The organism is Neochlamydia sp. S13 (assembly GCF_000648235.2).
GTDB lineage: Bacteria > Chlamydiota > Chlamydiia > Chlamydiales > Parachlamydiaceae > Neochlamydia.
In genome coordinates, this window is sequence record NZ_AP017977.1 from 2,565,366 (window position 1) to 2,586,667 (window position 21,302).

A 21,302-nucleotide genomic window follows, 5' to 3' on the forward strand; every position below is an offset into this window, starting at 1 on the left:
AATTTAAAAATAGAGTTTTTTCAAACAAGGAAAAGAATAATAATTATGTCCCTTGCTTGGCCAACTTAAATCTTCATACGATTCCACTGTCTTCATGTTATATCTCTATAATAAGCCGCAGGCTCTCTCTATCTTTAAGATTTTCTATGCCTACTAATTTGTCCTTTTAGTATTATAAATGATAAAAACAAGTCCTTCCACAGGTACAGCTTAACACGCTGCTTTAATTTTTCTGAAGGATTTGGCGGAGAGTTTGCTCCAACGCAAGATATAAATATTCAGGTAGCTGCGCTATCTCGGCAGGAAGAGAGGTAAGTGGGTTATTGCCTATGAGAAGCACTTTCAGCTGTGAAAGCTGCCCTATCTCTGCAGGAAGAGTGGTGAGCTGGTTGTCGTCTAATTGAAGGCCTTCCAGTTGCGAAAGTCGCCCTATCTCCGCAGGAAGCGTGGTGAGCTGGTTGCTGCTTATGGCTAGGTGGTAGAGTGAAGAAAGTTGCCATATTTCTGGAGGAAGAAAGGCAAGCTGGTTCTCGCTTAAATAAAGCATTTCCAGCTTGGAGAGTTGCCCTATCTCTGCAGGAAGGGTGGTAAGTTGGTTGTAGTCTAAGTGGAGAGTGCACAGTTGAGACAAGCCTCCTATCTCTGCAGGGAGAGCAGCTAGCCGGTTTTGTTGCAAGCCAAGATATTGCAATTGAGACAGCCGCCCTATTTCTATCGGCAGAGAGGTGAGCTGATTGTTGTCTAAGTAAAAATTTTCCAGCTGAGAAAGCTGCCCGATTTCTGCGGGAAGGCTGGTAAGCTGGTTACCGCTTAGGAAAATGTCTTTCAGTTGAGGCAGCTGCCCTATCTCGGCGGGAAGAGCAGTTAGCTGGTTGTGTTGCAAGCCAAGACATTGTAAATGAGACAACTGCCCTATCTCGGCAGGAAGGGTGGTGAGCTGGTTGCTGCCTAGGGAAAGCCTACCAAGCTGAGAAAACTGTTTTATCTCCGGAGGTAAAAGGATCAGGCCACTTCCTTCTAAATTTGCTTCTGTGATCCCTTTACCATGGTTCTCAATCCAATCTTTAAAAAGTTTTCCTTTATTTGCTAAAGGCAGATACTTGATTTTCTCTTGCTCTAAGTACTCCTTTCCACCAGGAAGGCTTCTCCAAATTAATAGGCGATTAATATTTATAAGATAGGAAGAATAATTAGCCAGGGTAAAATATCTTTTTTCCTCAGTTACCCATTTAAATTCTAACTCCATAGGAGAAAGTGAGCTAGCTAGAGCAAAGGTTTGCTTAAAAATTTCCTTGACTTTTTCTGTTTCAGAAAGCCCACCTTCTAGCTTGTAAATCTTATCCACAATAAGGGACTGCTTGCTAATATCTCCTTGTGGAACATGAATGCTGCCTATTTGCCTATAAAGAGAAGGCATGATTTCAGTAGCTAGCAGATGATGCCATCTTCTACAAACGCTAAAAAGGGCAGGCGAGGTACAATGCTTTAAAATGGGGACTAATATTTCATTAGGCAATTGCTCAAGGGTGATAGAAGAGCTAGCGTTCACAGTATGGCCTTTATACATGTTTTTATTGGTTTTTTAATAGCGTGCTTGTACATGTAATAAACAAAATACAATCTATTCTCTTATAATACCATGGTTTTTTATAATGTTCTTCCCTCTCCCAATATTGTGATGAAAATTATTTGGTAAGCTGTTGCCTAACAATCCTCTCAAATAATCAAGTGCATAAATGGCATTTCATCGAGTATCTGTCATTGCTTGTTACGGATCGATAGTTCTTAGTATGTGAGCAGCTAAGCGATTGATTAAAGCCATGTTTTTTAAGCCCCAAAGCCTCTATCACTTAATGAGCATCTTCTTTAAAACTATCCTGATGTAGACTATTTTCTATGAAATCCCCTGGGCTCGCATTCAGTTTGTAGATTCTTTAGCCCCCTGCATTTTTATAATAGCAGGTAACATCCCCTACTTTAGCTGCTATCATTCCTTCAAAACGCCTTTAATCATTGGCAGTAAATGCTCTTTCTCCTAATGGGTAAGCTACTCACTGCATTGACTTACACACCTAGCAAATTTCTATGCGACTATGATCTTTCTCATGAATTTACTCTTGAGTAATTTTCTCTCCTCTCTCTTAATTAACTGCTTTTGCTTATCTAAAAAAGTTATACACTTCGGTTTTAAGATGACTCTGATTACCTTTAATTTCTATCCTATGGCCAGCCTTTCTATTCAAAATCTCATCCATAGCCTCCCTAGTGGCTATAATGAGCATCCATTAATACAATCGCTGCATTTACACATTCATGTCCTCTAGCCAGGCAGGCAATGCTTATGTTTCGCTAGCTTTTTTAAGCCATTTTCTCTTGAGCCATAGATAAGCCTCTTTTTAATGGAGTAGATGCCAAAAAAAATTATCAAAGCACCCTGTTTTGCCCTGAAAAAGATTAACACGACGTTTTGCTTTTAATATTTAACCATTATAGTCTGTGGCTCTATTTAGGATCTGTGCCAGCACCCGATTTACTCCACCTAGTAGAAGAGTATTTATGCTGGATAAATTTAAGGGAGATCCTTATGATAAGAATACGATAAATGTTCTAAAGCCATTAAGGTTGAAATGCATCTGCCAGAAGTTTATGTAGGCTTAGGAGGCAATGTGGGAGATAGCTATGCAATTTTATCCCATGCTATAGAAAAAATGGCTGCTCTTTCTAGCATTTACGATTTAGAGGTTTCTCGCTTTTATTGTACAACACCTGTAAGCTCTATCTCTCAAAGATTTTATATCAATGCTGTTTGTCGCTTTAAAACAACTCTTTTACCTCAAGAACTGTTAAGACAATTGCAATCTATTGAGATAAGCTTAGGCAAGCAAGCAAAGCCTAAAGAAGCCCCCCGAAGAGTGGACTTAGATATTTTATTTTATGGAAGCGAAATAGTGAATGAACCCGATCTACAAATTCCTCATCCTTATTGGCATGAAAGACTTTTTGTTATAGCCCCTCTAGCTGACCTGGTCACTCACTTATTTGTTCCTCAACCGGGCCATTCTAAATCTCTAGAGCCCTTTAATGTAAGGAAATACCTTCAAGAATTTCCCAATATTCATCAAGAAACTGTCACCCTACTTTCAGAAATTTCAAGGAAAAACTTATGCAGACTGTACCCTTTAGAAAATTCTCCATCGGTAAAGGACAACCCTTAGCTATTTTGTCAGGTCCATGCGTCATTGAAAGCGAAGAGCATTGCTTAGCAACGGCAGAAGCGCTTAAAAATTTATTTTCTAAGCACAATATTAATCTTATCTATAAGTCTAGCTATGATAAAGCCAACCGCTCTTCCTACCAATCTTTCCGCGGACCTGGATTGGAAGAAGGTTTACGCATTTTAGAAAAAGTGAAAAAAGAACTCGATTTGCCCATTGTGACCGATGTGCATTCTCCCCAAGAAGCGCAGGCAGCAGGTCAGGTTTGTGATCTAATTCAGATTCCTGCTTTTTTGTGTAGACAAACCGATCTTATTAATGCAGCTGCCCAAACAGGAATTCCTGTTACTGTAAAAAAAGGACAGTTTATGGCTCCTTGGGATATGCTTAATGTGGTAGAAAAATTCCGTGCTGCTGGCAATGAGAATATTATCTTAACTGAGCGGGGAGCGACATTTGGCTATAACAATCTAGTCTGTGATATGCGAGCGATCCCTATTATGCAGGGATTTGGTGTGCCTGTGTGTTTTGACGCTACCCATGCTGTACAATTGCCTGGAGGGCTAGGAAATAAATCAGGGGGACAAAGGGAGTTTATTCCTATCTTAGCCAAAGCCGCTATCAGTGCGGGGGCTAATTGCTTGTTTATGGAATCTCATCCTCATCCAGCGGAAGCAAAAAGCGATGCTTCTTCTGTTTTAGATTTCAAAGATTTACCTGCTTTGTTAACTATACTAGAGAAATTATATGATTTGATCCAGGGCCACTAACTCTTATTTCTTAAGCATGCTAAAAAAAGCTTTTAAAGCTTATATCAATTAAAAAAACTCAGGTCATGGTCAAAAAACATTCTTTTTCTCCTTTTGCATTCTCCCCTAAATGTCAGCGTGTCTCTTTGCTTTCTCCTCAGTTTGCGCTGATAATCTTGCTTATGGTAGCCTTATTAAGCGGAATAGTTTGGCAAATAGGGCATGTGAATGAAAAAGATGAGCTAGAATATCGTAAACTGCTTGCCGCATCTCAATCCTCTAAGTCTGCCATGCAGCTAAATTCTTATACAGCACGCCAAGAAAGAGAAGGTGTTCAAAAGGATATCTATTTTTACAAAAGAGGCGAACGTTTGCACATGCGTTTAATAGCGGATGCGGCTCAGCTGCTTTTAAAGCAGCAAGATTCTCATCCTCAGGTAGTAGAACATCTGCAAAATGTTAAATGCTTGATGCAAGAAGAACTTTATTACCTTCTTCCTGATGGGCGGGAAGCTGTTTTACAACCTGATGGGCAATTACGTCTACGTTCCGCTCATGCCACCTCTCTTTCCTCTTCCTGGTCTCCAGAAAGTAGGTTGGAATTGCGTCCTATGCAACTTTTACGCTTTATAGAGGCAGAGACAGCCGAGTATCATTATAAAAAAGATCTTTTAGTGGCTAAAAAAGTAAAAATGAAACGGTATGCGATAGCCGGTCATCAACTAAAAGAAGTAGTCGAACAGGAAAAAATTTTAATGCAAGGGACAGCAGACAAAGTCGAATTTTCTTTGAAGGGCGAGGAAGAAGCTTTTCATTTAAAGGCCTATCATTTTAAAGCTAAACTTTTTGGTCCAGACGGTAGGATTTTATGAGAAAATACCTCTTCTTATCTTGTGTCCTTTTCAATTGTCTGCTTGCTGAAGAATCAACACCTTTGAGTGTTGAAGCAGAAAATATGCATTACAAGGGAGAATTAGTTCATCTAAGCGGCAAAGTGTTTCTTGAGCATGAATTAGGAAAGGTGAAGGCTCAAGAAATAATTATTTTTCCAGCAAAAGAGACTAAGAAAAGGAGCCTTTCTCACCTTAAAATGGTCCAAGGCGCTGAAATTGCCTTGCAAGATGGTGGACAGATGAGCTGCTCGGAAGCAGAAATAGACGCTCAAAACTTGGTGGGAAAATTTTTGAATGGCCCTAACCATGAATATGTTGTCTATAAAGAAAACATTCAAGAGAAAGCTTCCCTTCTTACTAAACCTCTAGAAATTAAAAGCCATCAACTGACCATCTATCTGCAACGGCAGGAACAAGAGGGGAAATCTTCTCTTGCTATAAGTGAAATCTCCGCCTCTCCTAACGTTACTATCAATTACAATCATGAAATTTTCGCGCAAGCTGATCATGGAACCTATAAAAGAACAAAGTCACCCTTTGTTCTAGATAAGCAAAACACTTTGCAAACTAAGAGGGTGGGGATCTTATCTTTGCAAGCCAATACATCCTCGGGAATGTGTCGCCTAAGTAATCCTAAAGGAGATTTTATCGATGCTCAGAAAATTGACTGGGATGTTTTTAGGCGGCAATTAGAGTTTGATAAACCTAGCGGCTCTCTTTATACAGGCACAGCTTATGAGCCTGCCCATAAAATAAATTTTTCCTGTGCAACAATGAGCTGGGATGAGCAACAAGATATTCTTACTTTATATCAGCAAATTGAAATTGATTATTTAGGTTTAGGCAAATTGACAACCCCTGAAAAGGTTTATATATCCAGGCACTCAATCGATGCAAGCAAGCAAGTGAGTTTGATTGAATGTAGAGGTCCTTCGGTTTTAAAATACCAAGACAAGACAAAAAATCTAGATTATACTCTTTCTACTTACCATAAGCTTATAGTGGATCGAAAGTTAAGACAGGCTCATCTGGAAAGTCCACGTGATGCTAATGGCCAAGTTATGAAGGGCCAGCAGGTGCATCTTACAGGCTCTATGGGTGAGATGTATGCTGATGAAGTTTTTATTTATTATGATGAAATTGCTCAGCAGCTAAAGCCAGTGAAATTATTTCTTAAGGGTAGCGTTTGGTTGCTTAAGCGCAAGGCTAATGACAAAGAAAAGCAAGAGCAATTTTCCCATCTAGCAATCTCTGATCGCTTAGAATATAATATAGAGACCCAAGAAATGTTGTTTTTATCAGATTATGGAAAGCGTGTGCTTTTTCTGGATGGGTCTAATCATTTGCAGATTAGTGCCCCTTCTGTAAAAGTATTAAAAGATCCTTATACGAAAAAAGATAGGGTGCAAGGAATAGGCGATGTGCGTTTTAATTTTATAGAGAAGGAATGCAAGATGTTGCAAGAACGGTTTCCAACTTTTGAAGCAAAAATAGGTATAGGTATCTAGATCATGCATAATAACGAGCATAACATATGTTTGGAGGTTCAGGATCTTCAGAAAAGCTATAATGGACGTAAGGTCGTTAATGGTCTATCTTTCTACGTTAAAAAAGGAGAAATCGTGGGACTTGTAGGTCCTAATGGAGCAGGTAAGACCACAGCTTTTTATATGACGGTAGGGCTTATTCGCCCTGATGCAGGCACTGTATCTTTTAATCAATATGATGTCACCCGTTCTGCTATGCATATGCGCGCACGTATGGGAATGGGCTATCTAGCTCAAGAGCCTTCTGTTTTTCGTTACCTAACTGTTGAAGAAAACATTATGTGTATTTTAGAGTGCTTGCCATTAAATAAAGCAGAGCGTAAATTACGCTTAGAAAAGTTGTTACAAGAACTTCATCTTGAGCCTTTAGCCAAGAAAAAAGCTATAGCCCTCTCAGGCGGGGAAAGACGTCGCTTAGAAATTACTAGAGCCCTTGTGACCGATCCTACCCTTTTAATGCTCGATGAGCCTTTTGCGAATATTGATCCTCTATCGGTTCACGAGGTCAAGCAGATGATTTCACATTTGACGCAGAAAAATATCAGCATTTTAATTACAGACCATAATGCACGAGAGATTTTTTCTATTGTCGATCGTAGTTATCTAGTGAGCGAGGGAAAAGTCATCCTATCCGGAACAGTCGATACTTTAGTTAATGATCAGCAGGCTCGACGTACCTACCTTGGAGAGGATTTTAAATTATAAAAGATCGATAGAACTGCTAGGCATTAAATTTTAAAAAAGGGCAGCAGAGAAAAAGGATAAAACCAGAGGTTTGACCCTTCTATCTCCACTTTTAATTTTTTGCCCTTTTTGTAAAAGTCTACAAATGCTTACTTAATAGGATTGACAATCTCTTCGGGTTTAAAAAAGAAAGCAATCTCTAGTTTAGCATTTTCTACTGAATCTGAGCCATGTACAGTATTTTCTGTGACGGATTTAGAAAAATCTGCACGAATAGTAGAAGCAGCAGCTTTAGAAGGATCGGTGGCACCCATTAATTGACGATTTTTAGCTATAGCATCTTCGCCTTCTAGTACCATCACCATGACAGGCCCTGAACTCATCATGTTAATAAGATCTTTGTAAAAGGGGCGATCTTTATGGACTGCATAAAATTGACCCGCTTGCTCGGCAGTCAAATGGAGCATTTTTGCAGCTGAAATTTGTAAGCCATTTTTCTCAAAACGTGCAATAATTTCACCTACATGTTTGTTCGCGATGCCATCAGGCTTTATCATAGATAAAGTCTGTTGAGGAGAAGTATCGCCAGCAGCAGCCATTAGCGAAAAAGGAGCTAAACAAGCAAATAGAAAAAATAGGGTAGTCCTTAACATAGTAAATATCCTTATAGTTTTAACGGGTATGAGGGCAGATTTCAGTGCTTTTAAAGAAATAGTTAATTTCGGTTTGAGCATTTTCAGCAGAATCTGAACCATGTACGCAATTTTCATCGATAGACTGTGCAAAATCTGCACGAATAGTGCCTGGAGAGGCTTTTTTAGGGTCAGTAGCTCCCATAATTTCTCGGTTTTTAAGGATGGCCTGGTTACCTTCTAATACCGTAATAAGTACAGGACCTGAAATCATGAAGCTGACAAGGTCTTTAAAAAAAGGACGTTCTTTATGAATAGCATAAAAACCTTCGGCTTCCTGCTGGCTTAAATGTTTCATTTTAGCAGCCACAATCTTTAACCCATTTTTTTCAAAGCGAGCAATGATTTCACCTATCTGATTTTTACCTACAGCATCTGGTTTAATGATGGAGAGTGTGCGTTCTTGTGATGTCATTCTTCTTTATTTCCTCCTTTAAAGGTTATTAAATAAAAGGTAGTATAGCAAACTTGAAAAAAATACACACTATTAAACCATTTTGAGGCTCAAAAAAATGATGGATTTTAAACAAAAACTCTATACTTATGCACAGTTACTGATAGAACATGGCTTAAATGTACAAAAAGGACAGATTGTTAACATTACAGCAGAAATTTGCCATCGTGAGCTTACCCATCTGCTTTGCCAGATAGCTTATCGCCGAGGAGCCAAGCATGTGAATGTAGATTTTATTGAGCCTCGTTTAATACGAACTCGTCTCTTAGATTCGATAGAAGACGATGATTTAGCGTATGTGCCTCACTATCTTAGTCAAAAATATGAAGAATTTGTAAAAGAAGGAGCTGCTGTCTTACGATTGATTGGTAGTGAACTTCCCGATAACCTTACAGATTTAAATCCTCAAAAAATTAACACTCTTTCCAATAGTAATTTTAAAGCTCTTAAAAAATATTATACTGAGGGTGTAAGTAAGTCGAAAGTTCAGTGGACAGTTGCAGCAGCAGCTACCCCGCAGTGGGGAAAAAAAGTTTTTCCTGAACTTGAGGAGGCAAAAGCTTGTGAAGCACTGTGGGAGCAGATTTTCAAAATTTGCCGGGCTGATCAACCTAACTGCCTTGAATTATGGAAGAAACATAATAGTGTCTTGCAAGCTCGTGCCAAGCACCTGACTAAAATGAAAATTCGCGAATTGCATTTTACAGGCCCTGATACCGATTTAAAGGTTTTTTTAAGCCCTCAAGCTCTTTTTGTGGGAGGGGGAAGCCAAGGACCTGGAGGGGAATTTGAGCCTAATATTCCCACCGAAGAGTGCTTCACTACTCCTGATTATCGTTTAACCACCGGTAAAGTAAAAGTTACGCGTCCTGTACTTGTGAATGGTAAAATAGTTAAAGATTTGCATTTGGAATTTAAAGAAGGAAAACTTGTTCATTTTGAGGCTAGTGAAGGGGAAGAAAATTTTGCAAGATATATCGATAACGATGCAGGTTCTCGCTTTTTAGGTGAGGTGGCTTTAGTAGGGACAGACTCTCCGATATTCCAAACTGGTAAGATATTTGAAGAGATTTTGTATGATGAAAATGCTGCCTGCCATATTGCCGTGGGTTTTGCCTATAGTATGTGTATAGATGGAGGCCCTTCAATGTCCCCTGAGCAGCTTGCAGATATAGGATGCAATGTAAGTACCGTACATGTCGACATGATGATTTCGGATGAGCATGTAGATGTGGAGGCAACTACTTATGAAGGTAAAAAGGTTAAGTTGATTTGTAAAGGGCAATGGATGCAAGGGTTGTAAATGGGTAGCCGCAAGTCCAAATTAAGAGAGGGGAATAGCAAAAATTTATGCTTGGCATTTGATAGAAAAGGTTTAAAAATTTTCCATTAAGTTATCTTTTATAAGATATAAAACTAAGCAAGAAAAATAACAAAAAAGGATAAGTTAGTGAAATTTTAAATAGAAATTTTACTCTCATCTTTTTTAGCGGCTTTAGCCTTCTTACCTTACAAAGCTTTTATACATGGATGCAGAGAAAATGCAGGTGGCCTATTCTTTATGGATTAAGAGAAGGAAGTTTATCCTGAATGTTTTTTTCTACTAGGGCCTTGCAGCTTGTGGATTTCATTCCCTTCGCTAAATTTTTGCTTTTTCGCAAATAGGCCCCTCTTTTCCAACAGCATTTATTTATAATTTTAGCAGCAACTCTGTTTTTAAACTTTTTTTAAAAATTTCCTAGGTAGAAAGTTTACTAGGTGACTTATAATAAATTTCTGCTAAAGCATTAGAATAACATAGTTCGATTTCTTCATTATTTAGATGAAAAAATAATTAATTTTCTCACTAAAAGGGTTTTCTTTCTTGAAAGTAATATTTTTATCCTTTATCCTTATGTTTTAAAATAACTATTAGGTTTAAGTTTAGTAATCAATATTTTTAAAAGATTGAGGGAATAGGATATGGTAGTTAATATAAATATGACAGCATTTACCGATGCCGCAGGGCAAACTTCCAATGTGCTCAATACAGGGGATATTACTTCAGTAATCAGCCATATTGACGCCTCTAATGCTACTCTTACAAATAAATTCATCGCTTGCATGCAATGTCTTTCTCAAACGCTTAATAGTGATGGGCCTTTTCAAGGAAAGTGTGAAAGCTATTTAAAGGAAAAAATTTTCGATCTAGCTAAGAAAAAACCTGCCGAGGCGCAAGAAGCAATCAAGGATAGTACGATTAGATATGATGAGAAGCTTTCTTCTACAATTAAAAAAGTGAAGTATTTATCAGCTGGCGTCTGGGGGCTCCCTGGGGGCAACTATGTGAGAAAACTTGGTCATCATATCTTTGAGACCTGTGGGAATAATAGGAATTTGGGTACTACCTACCTTTTAGCAGGTGCAACTGTTACCTTTACTCGAGGTGTATCTTCCATATTTGCTTTAAATGCTACCGATGGCGGGCAAGGAGCTGGCAGCGCTGATATGTTCATAGGAGCAAGCCTTATGGCTTTTCCCCTATTAAACTCTATTATTAAAGCGAGGGGCGACGAACCTTAAAACTTTTGATGGACTGTCTTTACAAAAGGGAATATGATAGTTTTAAGTCCATCTTATAATCGATGAGCAAATTTCTAGTTTCTTAGCTAAAAAAAGTAGAGTTTTGCTCTAATATTTTTATTCATTAACCTATAAAAAAGAGAGGAAATAATGAATTATATTTTTAGTTTGTTTACTTCATGTGGAGCCCCCTCCTATCAAGAATATGAGATTTTAGAAAAAAAAGATGAAGATAGAGGAATAGAAGAGTTGCGTCAGTGGATAGAGACTCACCCTGTTAATTCTTCCATTAAAATGTTAGAAAGCGCCAAAAAGCTTGATAAGTATACGAATGAATTGATGAAAAGCTTAAAAGAAGTACCTTTGACTACTTCTAACGTTGACCTATTGAAAGATCATTTGGTTCTTCTTGCTAAGCAAAATGACAGTGTAAGACGAAGATTAATAGACAAAATTTCTAATCTTAAAGGCGAAAAATCTCTCCTCGAAGATTTGCAAGTTAAATTGATTTTTACATGTGCTCATTAAAAATGTTAAAGAAGGAAGTGTGCTTTTACTTATACCAGCTCATGTCTAAGCAATAATTTAAACGGGCAATTTTTTACTGAGAGATGAAAAATCCCTACTTCCCGGCTCTTTCTAAAACCTTCCTGTTCTCCTATCTATCCTCTTTTTTCCTATTTCTTCCTATAAATTTTTCATTGTTAGGTGGGACCATAGGGATTCAAGCGATGAGAGCGAGACGCCCCCTGCTAAAGGGGGCGATGCCCATTATTCTTTATCCTCTTGTATACTTTTTTCCAACCTTTAATTTTTAGCTTACCAACCTAAACTTCATGCTTAAGCCGAATAAAATGTTAGAACAAAGCTTTGGCTAGTTGAACCACAAGGCGTGGTGCCTATAATAGTCACCCTAAATTCAGGTCCTGATCCTCTTGAAATTCCTGTGATTACCCCTGTTGTGGGATTAATGGATGAGCCAGAAGGTAATCCTGTGGCCGTAAAGGTGAAGGGCTCACCGTTTGGACTAAAAAAATGTCCTGTGACTTGATCTAAGGTATAGGGCTGACCACCAAGCATGGCCAAATTTACTGGATTTTCTAGGGGAGTCGATGTAGGCGGAGCACAGGGGAAGCTAATGGTAAAAGATTGACTTACACTTGCACAAGCATCACTAGCTGTAGCCGTGATGACAATGTTATATACCTGATTATCTTGTAAACCTATCCCTGAGATGAGGCCTGTCGTTGGATTAATACTTGCCCCTGCCGGTAATCCGGAGGCACTAAAAGTTAAAGCTCCTCCACTGGGGTTGCTAAAATAAGGGCTGATATCAAAGCTATAGGGCTCATTACCTAAAAAGATAAAATTAGGAATAGGAGAATAATTCAATTCATGGCAGGAGGGAGGCACAATCATTTTCTTTCTTTTTTCTTCCGCAATCGCTAACACTTCAGGCATATAAACTGCAGGTGCACTCACCCAGCCTGCTAAAGCAGGGTCACAATAGCAGGGGTTGCAGGCGTTGTTATCCATCTGTTTTTGTGTTCCAAAAGCGTAGGTAAGCTCGATACCTGCAGTGGTAAGGTTGGGAAGGTGAGATTTTCCTCGCGTATGTGCACCAAATAATCCTATAGTCAATCCTGTCCATTCAGGCTGAGACCAGCTTAAACGTACTTTTCCATAATTATAAGGGCGTTTAAATTCGGCTAAGAGATCAAGAAGAAAATGAGAAGCAATTTGTTGTTGATAGCCAAAGCTTGCCCCTAAGCCAGATAGATGTTTTCTAGATCTATATTTTCGACGGTAGCTTACGCTATCAAAATCTGCATCTACCTGAAAGCGGCTGGAATACCAAGGGGTTATGATTATCCCTAGGGAGCCTCCATAGCTGCTAGAGCCAGCAATACGGCGCCAGTAAAGAAAATCTTTACATCTCTTAGGCTTTAAATTGTGAGACGCGGCGTAAGAGTAATAGGCTGTAGCCTCCACCTTATTGAAAAACTGATGATAAAAATCATGTTGATACTTAGCTCCAAGAGCATACTGATGCATCCACCGTTCTTTTTTCCCGGTGGAAAAACGATAGCCTAATCTTTGTGTTAAATATTCAGCTGAAAGCTTGAATCGATCTTCATGGCTGTAGAGCCAACCTACTGTTCCATTGGCACGATAATTCCTTCTGCCTACTTCCCCAAAAAAAGCTATAGCCGTTTCATCGGTGGCAGGGCGAGGCGCCAAGGCTAATTTAAAAGTAGGAATCAAGGCGTTGTGGGTTCTTCCTCTAGCATGGTCACAGCTTTGGCTGTACACATGGCTATAAGCTGCCATGATTACAAGCAAAAATATTAAAATTTTTTTCATTTTTTTTTACCCCTTACTTTTTTGAAATTTTCCTTTTAGAATATTTTTGCTTTTGGCGTCAAAGTTTTTTCTTAATAAAAGCTTAATTAGCGTGAGTTATCGGATAAGAAAACACTCTAAGTCTGCTTCAATTCTACCTAAACTGTAAGCCAACTCATTAAACATTTTGCCAAAAATATTTTTAGATAGATCAGAAACAGGGGCTTGGGTCTCCATATTTCCTGGCGTTAACATAGAAGCAAGAATTTCTCCTTTATCATTAATAATTAAATGTAGTTTGAATCCATAAAAGTACCTGGTAGAGGCTTTTCCTCTTTTGGCTATTTTTTTAAAAACTTGGAAGGGAGTGGATGCGACGATTATGGCACACTGCCAATAGAGTAGAAGAATCAATGAATGAAATGCCTATACACTCTCTTTAAGCAAGCTTGTGAATAAACAAAAAGGACAAATAAGCATGTTTTCATTAAAGTGAGGAACTTATGGTAGGAAAGAACATGAGGAAAATATGTCTTCAGCAAGGGAATGACCTGTCGCATAGAGTAATCTTTAAACGTTCTATAGCCACTTTTATGAAAAATGATGACAATAGTCATCGCTTCACTTAATGATCATTTTAGCCTTCTACTTCTTTCATTGCTTTTTCAATGAGTGGTTTTTAAATGGTTTTTAACCCATGTTGTATGTCATTCCACCTCCAATTGCTTCCAAAAAATCATCTACACCGCAAAAAATGGAGATTATTAAGTAGATAACTTTTTCAACCATTTTGACCTTCCAGCTTTAAGTTTTTTAGTGCAAAATGCTTTTAAAACATGTGAAGGCCTTTTTTCAACTATTTCCTTATCTGATAACTCGCGTTTATTAAAGAAGTAGGATGGGTGCGCCTGGTGCTAAAAGCCATACCCACGAAAATATTGTCAGTAAGCGTTCTCTACCCATCGATACACCCTATTTTCATCAGAAATCTCCTCCATGTGTTGCAAGACAAAGGAGCCCTGCAACTAATCTTACAGGCCTAGCTGGTTGGCTTATTTTTCTACAAACATCTTATCAAATTCTTCCTCTAGCTGCTTCCATCTAATCAACTTAAGATAGCTTAAATAAAAGGATGATTTTGATTAAGTTCGCCGCTAAAGCAGAATTTAAAAAGGTGGCCCTATTGGTCATCTAACTTGTTTGGTTTTATAGTAAACTTTGCAAGAAATTAAGGGCTTTGTAGTGATTGACTTGTAAAGGAAATATAGCATTTAAAAAAAATGCTCCTAAAGTCTTTCCTCAGGGGAAAAATGCTCTAAATCATGTTGGACTATAAAGTAGGAGATAGTGCTCTTTATACGCTAACTCCCTTGCAAACCTTTAAAAGAGAATAAGCTTATTTGTCACGCCTGTTCCCATGCAAACCAAGGAGGCCAAAGAACTCATATTCGAAGCGCCTTACGACAAAACTGTAGAGATAATAGAAGCTATCGAGCTTTTGAGAGTACCTCTTGCTATGCAGGCGTTGAACAAAGATGGGTAGTTATCTTCAGCCAAGTGACCTGTTAAAGAGAATGCCCTACTTTAGCCAAGCATTACCTTAAGGACAGTGAAAAAGAAGCCAAAGCCTTTATTAAGCCCATGCAGCAAGAGTTTTCATGTCCAAGCGATACTAAACGCCAATTAGATAAGTATGTAAAAAAATTAAATATATACAGGTTATAAAATCTTAAGTGATAGCAACTCAAAAGCATACTACGTCTAGTCGGCCCAAAGCTGAGCAAAAACCTTCTATATCTAGCTATTGCCTACAAGGCATAGTAGCTTGCTCTTTGCTTAACAAGTTAGCTGATACCTACCCTGATGATAAGGATACGAATTCGTTTGACTTGCTTTTTCAATTTTTATATTTTGTCTTTAAAAAATAAAAATAATAAAAGGTCATTCCTACCGAAGGAAATAAAATGCATCCTATCTCTTCAGCATCTATTGAAAGCTTGCCCAATGAATTGCTGCTCCCTATCTTAGAGGCTTGCGCAGTTCCTTCCTTATTTAGCGTCTGTAAAAGATGGCATCATCTGCTGGCTACTGAAGTCATGCCCCCTCTTTATAAGCAAATAGGTAAAGTGCATGTTCCTCTAGGAAATGTTAAGGAGCAGGCTCTTATTGTAGATAGGATTTATAAGCTAGAAGAAAAGCTTTCTGAAGCAGCAAAGGTAAATGCAATCTTTAGGCAAATCTTTACTTTAGCTAAATCCCTTGCTCCTGCGGAGCTAGAATTTAAATGGAAAACCCAGGAAAAAAGGTATTTTACTCTGGCTAACTATGCCTCTTATCTTATAAATATTAATCGTCTGTTAATGTGGAAAGCACTGCCTGGTGGAGCGGAATACTTAAGTCAAGAAAAAATCAAGTATTTACCTTTAGAAAAACAAGGGGAGCTTCTTAGAGGTTGGATTGAAGAAAATTGTAAAAACTTCACGGAATTAGATTTATCTGGAGTAGGCTTGACTTATTTACCCCCAGAAATATGCCAGTTATCTAAGCTGCAAACCCTTTCCTTAAACCAAAACCAGCTCACCAGTCTGCCTACAGAAATCAGGCAGCTGTCTCAGCTGCAAGTGCTTTACTTAGGCCAAAACCAACTCACCGCTCTGCCTATAGAAATCGCGAAGTTGTCTGAGCTACAAACTCTTGACTTAAGCCAAAACCAGCTAGCCAGTCTTCCTGCAGAAATCGGGCAGCTGTCTCAGCTGCAAAGGCTTTACTTAAATCAAAACCAGCTCACCGGTCTGCCTGCAGAAATCGGGCAACTGTCTCAGCTGCGAGTGCTTAACTTAAATCACAACCAGCTCACCGCTCTGCCTGCAGAAATCGGGCATCTGTCTCAGCTGAAATCGCTTGGCTTAAGAGAAAACCAGATCACCGCTCTGCCTGTAGAAATCGGGCAGCTGTCTAAGCTGCAAGGGCTTTACTTAGATCAAAACCAGCTCACCAGCCTGCCTGAAGGAATAGGTCAATTGTCTGAGCTGCAATCGCTTGAATTAAATCAAAACCAGCTCACCGCTCTGCCTGCAGGAATAAGCCACTTGTCACAGCTGCAATCGCTTTACTTAAATCAAAACCAGCTCACCAGCCTTCCTGCAGAAATCGGGCAGCTGTCTCAGCTGCAATACTTCTGCTTAAATCAAAACCAGCTCGCCAGTCTTCCTGCAGAAATAGGTCAATTGTCTCGACTAGAAGCGCTTGACTTAAATCAAAACCAACTCACCAGCCTTCCTGCAGAAATTGGGCAACTGTCTCAGTTGGCATGGCTTTACTTAAGCCAAAACCAGCTCGCCAGCCTTCCTGCAGAAATAGAACAACTGTCTCAGTTGCAAACGCTTGAATTAGCGGAAAATCCTTTGAAGAATATTGCAGAAAAAATAAGGCAGAGTTTTCAATTGTAGAATGGCCGTAAGTACTTTTTAAATTGGGGTGGGCTAAAATGAAATAAAAAACTTTTAGCCATCTTATCTTTAAACAAGTTTTCTTCCAGCAACTAAGCAAGCTTAAACTAACCTACACATTTATAACCGCAAGAAGTTTTTCTCTTTTCCTGCTGAGTGTTATAGCTGGGAGGACAACTTTTCTTGATAGGAAGAAACTGGTGTATTGTATTCCATCATTCGTTAGAAGAATTAAAACATTGCGTCAAAAAGAGCCGTTTTTCTCAAATAAGGCAAAGAATCAATCTCATTCTTTTAGTCAAACCAAAATTGCCGCGTCACTTAATCGCCAAAAGCTGTGGCTGCTCCTAAATGCTTGGAAGATCTACCCCCTTTCCGTGAATCTATCTGAAAAAAAAAGCGCTGGTAAATTATCTGTGAGTTGTCTTTCCTTGATAAGGATACGAATTCGTTTGACTTGCTTTTTTTAATTTTTTTATTTTATCTTTAAAAAATAAAAATGATAAAAGGTCATCACTACCCAAGGAAATAAAATGCATCCTATCTCTTCGGCCTCTATTGAAAGCTTGCCCAATGAATTGCTGCTCCCTATCTTAGAGGCTTGCGCAGCTCCTTCCTTATTTAGCGTCTGTAAAAGATGGCATCATCTGCTGGCTTCTGAAGTCATGCCCCCTCTTTATAAGCAAATAAATAAAGTGCATGTTCCTCAAGGAAGTGTTAAGGAGCAGGCTCTTATTGTAGATAGGATTTATAAGCTAGAAGAAAAGCTTTCTGAAGCAGCAAAGGTAAATGCAATCTTTAGGCAAATCTTTACTTTAGCCAAGTCTTTTTCAACTTTAGAATTTAAAGTGCAAATAGAAGAAAAAAAATATTTTACTTTAGCTAACTACTCTTCTTATCTGCTGAATATTAATCGCCTTTTACTTTGGAAAAAACTTTCTCGTGGAGAAGAATACTTGAGCCGAGGGGAAATTAAGCACTTGCCTCTAGAGAAAAAAGGGGAGCTTCTTAGAAATTGGATTGAAGAAAATTGTAAAAACATCACGGCTTTAGGTTTATCTAAAGCAGGCTTGACTTATTTACCCCCAGAAATAGGCCAATTGTTTCAGCTGCAAACGCTTCACTTAAATCAAAACCAGCTCACCAACCTGCTTGAAGAAATAGGGCGGCTGTCTAAGCTGCAAGGGCTTAACTTAAATCAAAACCAGCTCACCGCTCTGCCTGCAGAAATCGGGCAGCTATCTCAGCTGCAAACGCTTGACTTAAGAGAAAACCAGCTCACCAGCCTTCCTGCAAAAATCGGGCAGCTGTCTAAGCTGCAAGGGCTTTACTTAAATCAAAACCAGCTCACCGCTCTGCCTACAGGAATTGGGCAGCTGTCTAAGCTGCAATGGCTTTACTTAAATCAAAACCAGCTCACCGCTCTGCCTACAGAAATTGGGCAGCTGCCTCAGCTGCAATGGCTTTACTTAAATCAAAACCAGCTCACCAGTCTTCCTACAGAAATCGGGCGGTTGTCTCGGCTACAAGAGCTTGATTTAAGCCAAAACCAGCTCACCAGTCTTCCTGCAGAAATCGGCAATTGTCTCAGCTACAATGGCTTTACTTAAATCAAAACCAGCTCACCAGCCTGCCTGCAGAAATAAGCCAATTGTCTCAGCTGAAAACGCTTAAATTAAATCAAAACCAGCTCACCAGCCTGCCTGCAGAAATCGGGCAGCTGTCTCAGCTTACAAAGCTTGAATTAGCGGAAAATCCTTTGAAAGATATTGTAGAAAAAATAAGGCAGCGTTTTCGCTTGTAGGATGGCCATAAGTACTTTTTAAATGGGGGTGAGCTAAAATGAAGTAAAATCTTTTAGCCATCTTATCTTTAAACAAGTAATCCGCTTTCCTTCCCGCAACTAAGTAAGCTTGAACTGACCTACACATTTATAATGACAAGAAGTTTTTCTCTTTTTCTGCAGGGTGTTATGGCTGGGAGAACAACTTTCCTTGACAGGAAGAAGCTAGGTGTATTGTATTCCATCATTCGTTAGAAGAATTAAAACAAGGCGCCAAAAAGAGCCGTTTTTCTCAAATAAGGCAAAGAATCAATCTCCTTCTTTTAACCAAACCAAAATTGCCGCTCACCTGATCCCCAAAACCTGTGGCTGCTCCTGAATGCTTGGAAGGTCTCTGCCCTTTCCTTGAATCTATCTGAAAAAAAAGCGAGGTAGATTATCTGTGAGTTTTTTTTCATTGATAAGGATACGAATTCGGTTGACTTGCTTTTTTTAATTTTTATATTCTGTCTTTAAAAAATAAAAATGCTGAAAAGTCATCGCTACCCAAGGAAATAAAATGCATCCCATCTCTCCAGCATCTATTGAAAGCTTGCCCAATGAATTGCTGCTCCCTATCTTAGAGGCTTGTGCAGTTCCTTCCTTATTTAGCGTCTGTAAAAGATGGCATCATCTGCTGGCTACTGAAGTCATGCCCCCTCTTTATAGACAAATAGATAAAGTGCATGTTCCTGAAGGAAATGTTAAGGAGCAGGCTCTTATTGTAGATAAGATTTATAAGCTAGAAGAAAAGCTTTCTGAAACAGCAAAGGTAAATGCAATCTTTAAGCAAATCTTTACTTTAGCCAAGTCTTTTTCTCCTTTGGAATTTAAATGGAAAACAGAAGAAAAAAGAGGCTTAACGCTGGCTAATTACTCTTCTTATCTCTTAAATATTAATCGCCTTTTATTTTGGAAAAAACTTCCTGGTGGGGAAGAATACTTGAGCCGAGAAGAAATTAAGCACTTGCCTCTAGAAAAAAAAGGAGAGCTATTTAAAGCTTGGATTGAAGAAAATTGTAAAAACATCACGGCTTTGGATTTATCTAAAGCAGGCTTGACTTATTTACCCCCAGAAATATGCCAATTGTTTCAGCTGCAAACGCTTCACTTAAATCAAAATCAGCTCACCAGCCTGCCTGCAGAAATCGGGCGGCTGTCTAAGCTGCAAACGCTTGACTTAAATCAAAACCAGCTCACCGCTCTGCCTGCAGAAATAGGTCAATTGTCTCAGCTGACACGGCTTTACTTAAATCAAAACCAGCTCACCAGCCTTCCTGCAGAGATAGGGCAGCTACTTCAGCTGAAAAGTCTTAACTTAGGACAAAACCAGCTCACCAGCCTTCCTGCAGAAATCGGGCAGCTATCTGAGCTGCAACATCTTTACTTAAATCAAAACCAGCTCACCAACCTGCCTGAAGAAATAGGGCGGCTGTCTAAGCTGCAAACGCTTGACTTAAATCAAAACCAGCTCACCAGTCTGCCTGCAGAAATCGGGCAGCTATCTCAGCTGCAAACGCTTGACTTAAGAGAAAACCAGCTCACCAGCCTTCCTGCAAAAATCGGGCAGCTGTCTAAGCTGAAATGGCTTTACTTAAATCAAAATCAGCTCACCAGCCTTCCTGCAGAAATCGGGCAGCTATCTGAGCTGCAACATCTTTACTTAAATCAAAACCAGCTCACCAACCTGCTTGAAGAAATAGGGCGGCTGTCTAAGCTGCAAACGCTTGACTTAAATCAAAACCAGCTCACCAGTCTGCCTGCAGAAATCGGGCAGCTATCTCAGCTGCAAACGCTTGACTTAAGAGAAAACCAGCTCACCAGCCTTCCTGCAAAAATCGGGCAGCTGTCTAAGCTGCAAGGGCTTTACTTAAATCAAAACCAGCTCACCGTTCTGCCTACAGGAATTGGGCAGCTGTCTAAGCTGCAATGGCTTTACTTAAATCAAAACCAGCTCACCGCTCTGCCTACAGAAATTGGGCAGCTGCCTCAGCTGCAATGGCTTTACTTAAATCAAAACCAGCTCACCAGTCTTCCTACAGAAATCGGGCGGTTGTCTCGGCTACAAGAGCTTGATTTAAGCCAAAACCAGCTCACCAGTCTTCTTGCAGAAATCGGGCAATTGTCTCAGCTGAAAACGCTTAAATTAAATCAAAACCAGCTCACCAGCCTGCCTGCAGAAATCGGGCAGCTGTCTCAGCTTACAAAGCTTGAATTAGCGGAAAATCCTTTGAAAGATATTGCAGAACAAATAAGGCAGCGTTTTCGATTACGGATTGACCGTAAGTACTTTTTAAATTTGGGTGGGCTAAAATGAAATAAAAAAAAAATTTAGCGATCTTATCTTTAAACAAGTCATCCGCTTTCCTTCCCGCAACTAAGTAACTTAAGCTAACCTACACATTTATAATGGCAAGAAGTTTCTCTCTTTTTCTGCAGGGTGTTATGGCTGGGATAACAACCTTTCTTGATAGGAAGAAGCTAGGCGTATTGTATTCCATCATGCGGTAGAAGAATTAAAACATTGCGCCAAAAAGAGCCATTTTTTTAAATAAAGCAAAGAATCAATCTCATTCTTTTAGCCAAACCAAAATTGCCGCGTCACTTAATAGCTAACACCTGTGGCTGCTCCTAAATGCTTGGAAAGTCTACCCCTTTTCCTTGAATTTACCTAAAAAAAGCGAGGTAGATTATCTGTGAATTGTTTTTCATTGATAAGGATACGAATTCGTTTGACTTGCTTTTTTAATTTTTTATATTGTCTTTAAAAAATTAAAATGCTGAAAAAGTTATCACTACCCAAGGAAATAAAATGCATCCCATCTCTCCAGCATCTATTGAAAGCTTGCCCAATGAATTGCTGCTCCCTATCTTAGAGGCTTGTGCAGTTCC

The 21,302-nt window shown here is 39.2% G+C and carries 18 protein-coding genes; 13 read left to right on the forward strand and 5 right to left on the reverse strand.

Translation table 11 applies throughout. The features are described from left to right. Nucleotides 1–223: 223 nt before the first annotated feature. Nucleotides 224–1,549, reverse strand: a complete 1,326-nt coding sequence (locus TY21_RS09905; protein ID WP_158623067.1) for a leucine-rich repeat domain-containing protein — start codon at nucleotides 1,547–1,549, stop codon at nucleotides 224–226. Between the two features lie 1,078 nt (nucleotides 1,550–2,627). Here TY21_RS09905 and folK point away from each other — a divergent pair. The 5 genes from folK to lptB all read left to right on the forward strand — a co-directional run bounded on the left by folK (nucleotide 2,628) and on the right by lptB (nucleotide 7,109). Then, nucleotides 2,628–3,215 carry a 2-amino-4-hydroxy-6-hydroxymethyldihydropteridine diphosphokinase gene (gene folK, locus TY21_RS09910; protein WP_232044363.1) on the forward strand — a complete coding sequence of 196 codons (588 nt, stop codon included), beginning with the start codon at nucleotides 2,628–2,630 and terminating at the stop codon, nucleotides 3,213–3,215. Beyond that, nucleotides 3,164–3,985 carry a 3-deoxy-8-phosphooctulonate synthase gene (gene kdsA, locus TY21_RS09915; protein ID WP_042239883.1) on the forward strand — a complete coding sequence of 274 codons (822 nt, stop codon included), beginning with the start codon at nucleotides 3,164–3,166 and terminating at the stop codon, nucleotides 3,983–3,985. Before folK ends, kdsA begins: the two co-directional genes overlap by 52 nt. Before the next feature lie 65 nt (nucleotides 3,986–4,050). Beyond that, nucleotides 4,051–4,836 (forward strand): hypothetical protein, encoded by a 786-nt coding sequence (locus TY21_RS09920; protein ID WP_042239884.1) that lies wholly within the window; start codon nucleotides 4,051–4,053, stop codon nucleotides 4,834–4,836. Beyond that, nucleotides 4,833–6,365, forward strand: a complete 1,533-nt coding sequence (locus TY21_RS09925) for a hypothetical protein (RefSeq protein WP_042239886.1) — start codon at nucleotides 4,833–4,835, stop codon at nucleotides 6,363–6,365. Before TY21_RS09920 ends, TY21_RS09925 begins: the two co-directional genes overlap by 4 nt. Before the next feature lie 3 nt (nucleotides 6,366–6,368). After that, complete coding sequence (gene lptB, locus TY21_RS09930; protein WP_042239888.1) at nucleotides 6,369–7,109, forward strand: LPS export ABC transporter ATP-binding protein; 741 nt, start codon at nucleotides 6,369–6,371, stop codon at nucleotides 7,107–7,109. Nucleotides 7,110–7,237: 128 nt separating this feature from the next. Here lptB and ndk (TY21_RS09935) read toward each other — a convergent pair whose 3' ends face one another. Continuing rightward, nucleotides 7,238–7,687 carry a nucleoside-diphosphate kinase gene (gene ndk, locus TY21_RS09935; RefSeq protein WP_042239919.1) on the reverse strand — a complete coding sequence of 150 codons (450 nt, stop codon included), beginning with the start codon at nucleotides 7,685–7,687 and terminating at the stop codon, nucleotides 7,238–7,240. A gap of 73 nt (nucleotides 7,688–7,760) precedes the next feature. Further along, nucleotides 7,761–8,195: a nucleoside-diphosphate kinase gene (gene ndk / locus TY21_RS09940; RefSeq protein WP_042239890.1), complete on the reverse strand. Its 435-nt coding sequence runs from the start codon at nucleotides 8,193–8,195 to the stop codon at nucleotides 7,761–7,763. A 97-nt stretch (nucleotides 8,196–8,292) separates the two neighbouring features. Between ndk (TY21_RS09940) and TY21_RS09945 the strand changes: the two genes are divergently transcribed. The 3 genes from TY21_RS09945 to TY21_RS09955 all read left to right on the forward strand — a co-directional run bounded on the left by TY21_RS09945 (nucleotide 8,293) and on the right by TY21_RS09955 (nucleotide 11,324). Beyond that, complete coding sequence (locus TY21_RS09945; RefSeq protein ID WP_042239893.1) at nucleotides 8,293–9,537, forward strand: aminopeptidase; 1,245 nt, start codon at nucleotides 8,293–8,295, stop codon at nucleotides 9,535–9,537. 659 nt (nucleotides 9,538–10,196) lie between these two features. After that, nucleotides 10,197–10,796 carry a hypothetical protein gene (locus TY21_RS09950; protein WP_042239894.1) on the forward strand — a complete coding sequence of 200 codons (600 nt, stop codon included), beginning with the start codon at nucleotides 10,197–10,199 and terminating at the stop codon, nucleotides 10,794–10,796. Between the two features lie 150 nt (nucleotides 10,797–10,946). Continuing rightward, entirely contained in the window at nucleotides 10,947–11,324 is a 378-nt protein-coding gene (locus TY21_RS09955; protein ID WP_042239896.1) for a hypothetical protein, read from the forward strand. Between the two features lie 312 nt (nucleotides 11,325–11,636). Here TY21_RS09955 and TY21_RS09960 read toward each other — a convergent pair whose 3' ends face one another. Beyond that, nucleotides 11,637–13,160, reverse strand: coding sequence for an Ig domain-containing protein (locus TY21_RS09960; protein WP_042239898.1), 1,524 nt, complete (start codon nucleotides 13,158–13,160; stop codon nucleotides 11,637–11,639). Nucleotides 13,161–13,256: 96 nt separating this feature from the next. Next, nucleotides 13,257–13,553, reverse strand: a complete 297-nt coding sequence (locus tag TY21_RS09965; protein WP_052354446.1) for a transposase — start codon at nucleotides 13,551–13,553, stop codon at nucleotides 13,257–13,259. A gap of 484 nt (nucleotides 13,554–14,037) precedes the next feature. On the opposite strand from TY21_RS09965, the gene TY21_RS09970 reads away from it, so the two are divergent. The 5 genes from TY21_RS09970 to TY21_RS09985 all read left to right on the forward strand — a co-directional run bounded on the left by TY21_RS09970 (nucleotide 14,038) and on the right by TY21_RS09985 (nucleotide 20,727). Then, nucleotides 14,038–14,244 (forward strand): hypothetical protein, encoded by a 207-nt coding sequence (locus TY21_RS09970; RefSeq protein WP_042239907.1) that lies wholly within the window; start codon nucleotides 14,038–14,040, stop codon nucleotides 14,242–14,244. A gap of 859 nt (nucleotides 14,245–15,103) precedes the next feature. Then, nucleotides 15,104–16,588, forward strand: coding sequence for a leucine-rich repeat domain-containing protein (locus TY21_RS09975; RefSeq protein WP_130589688.1), 1,485 nt, complete (start codon nucleotides 15,104–15,106; stop codon nucleotides 16,586–16,588). A gap of 533 nt (nucleotides 16,589–17,121) precedes the next feature. After that, nucleotides 17,122–18,198: a leucine-rich repeat domain-containing protein gene (locus TY21_RS09980; protein ID WP_197725062.1), complete on the forward strand. Its 1,077-nt coding sequence runs from the start codon at nucleotides 17,122–17,124 to the stop codon at nucleotides 18,196–18,198. Continuing rightward, nucleotides 18,171–18,392: a leucine-rich repeat domain-containing protein gene (locus TY21_RS11385; RefSeq protein WP_052354285.1), complete on the forward strand. Its 222-nt coding sequence runs from the start codon at nucleotides 18,171–18,173 to the stop codon at nucleotides 18,390–18,392. The genes TY21_RS09980 and TY21_RS11385 overlap by 28 nt, the downstream gene beginning before the upstream one ends. 538 nt (nucleotides 18,393–18,930) lie before the next feature. After that, a complete protein-coding gene (locus TY21_RS09985) occupies nucleotides 18,931–20,727 on the forward strand; it encodes a leucine-rich repeat domain-containing protein (RefSeq protein ID WP_130589689.1) in 1,797 nt (598 codons plus the stop codon). Nucleotides 20,728–21,302 lie beyond the last annotated feature (575 nt).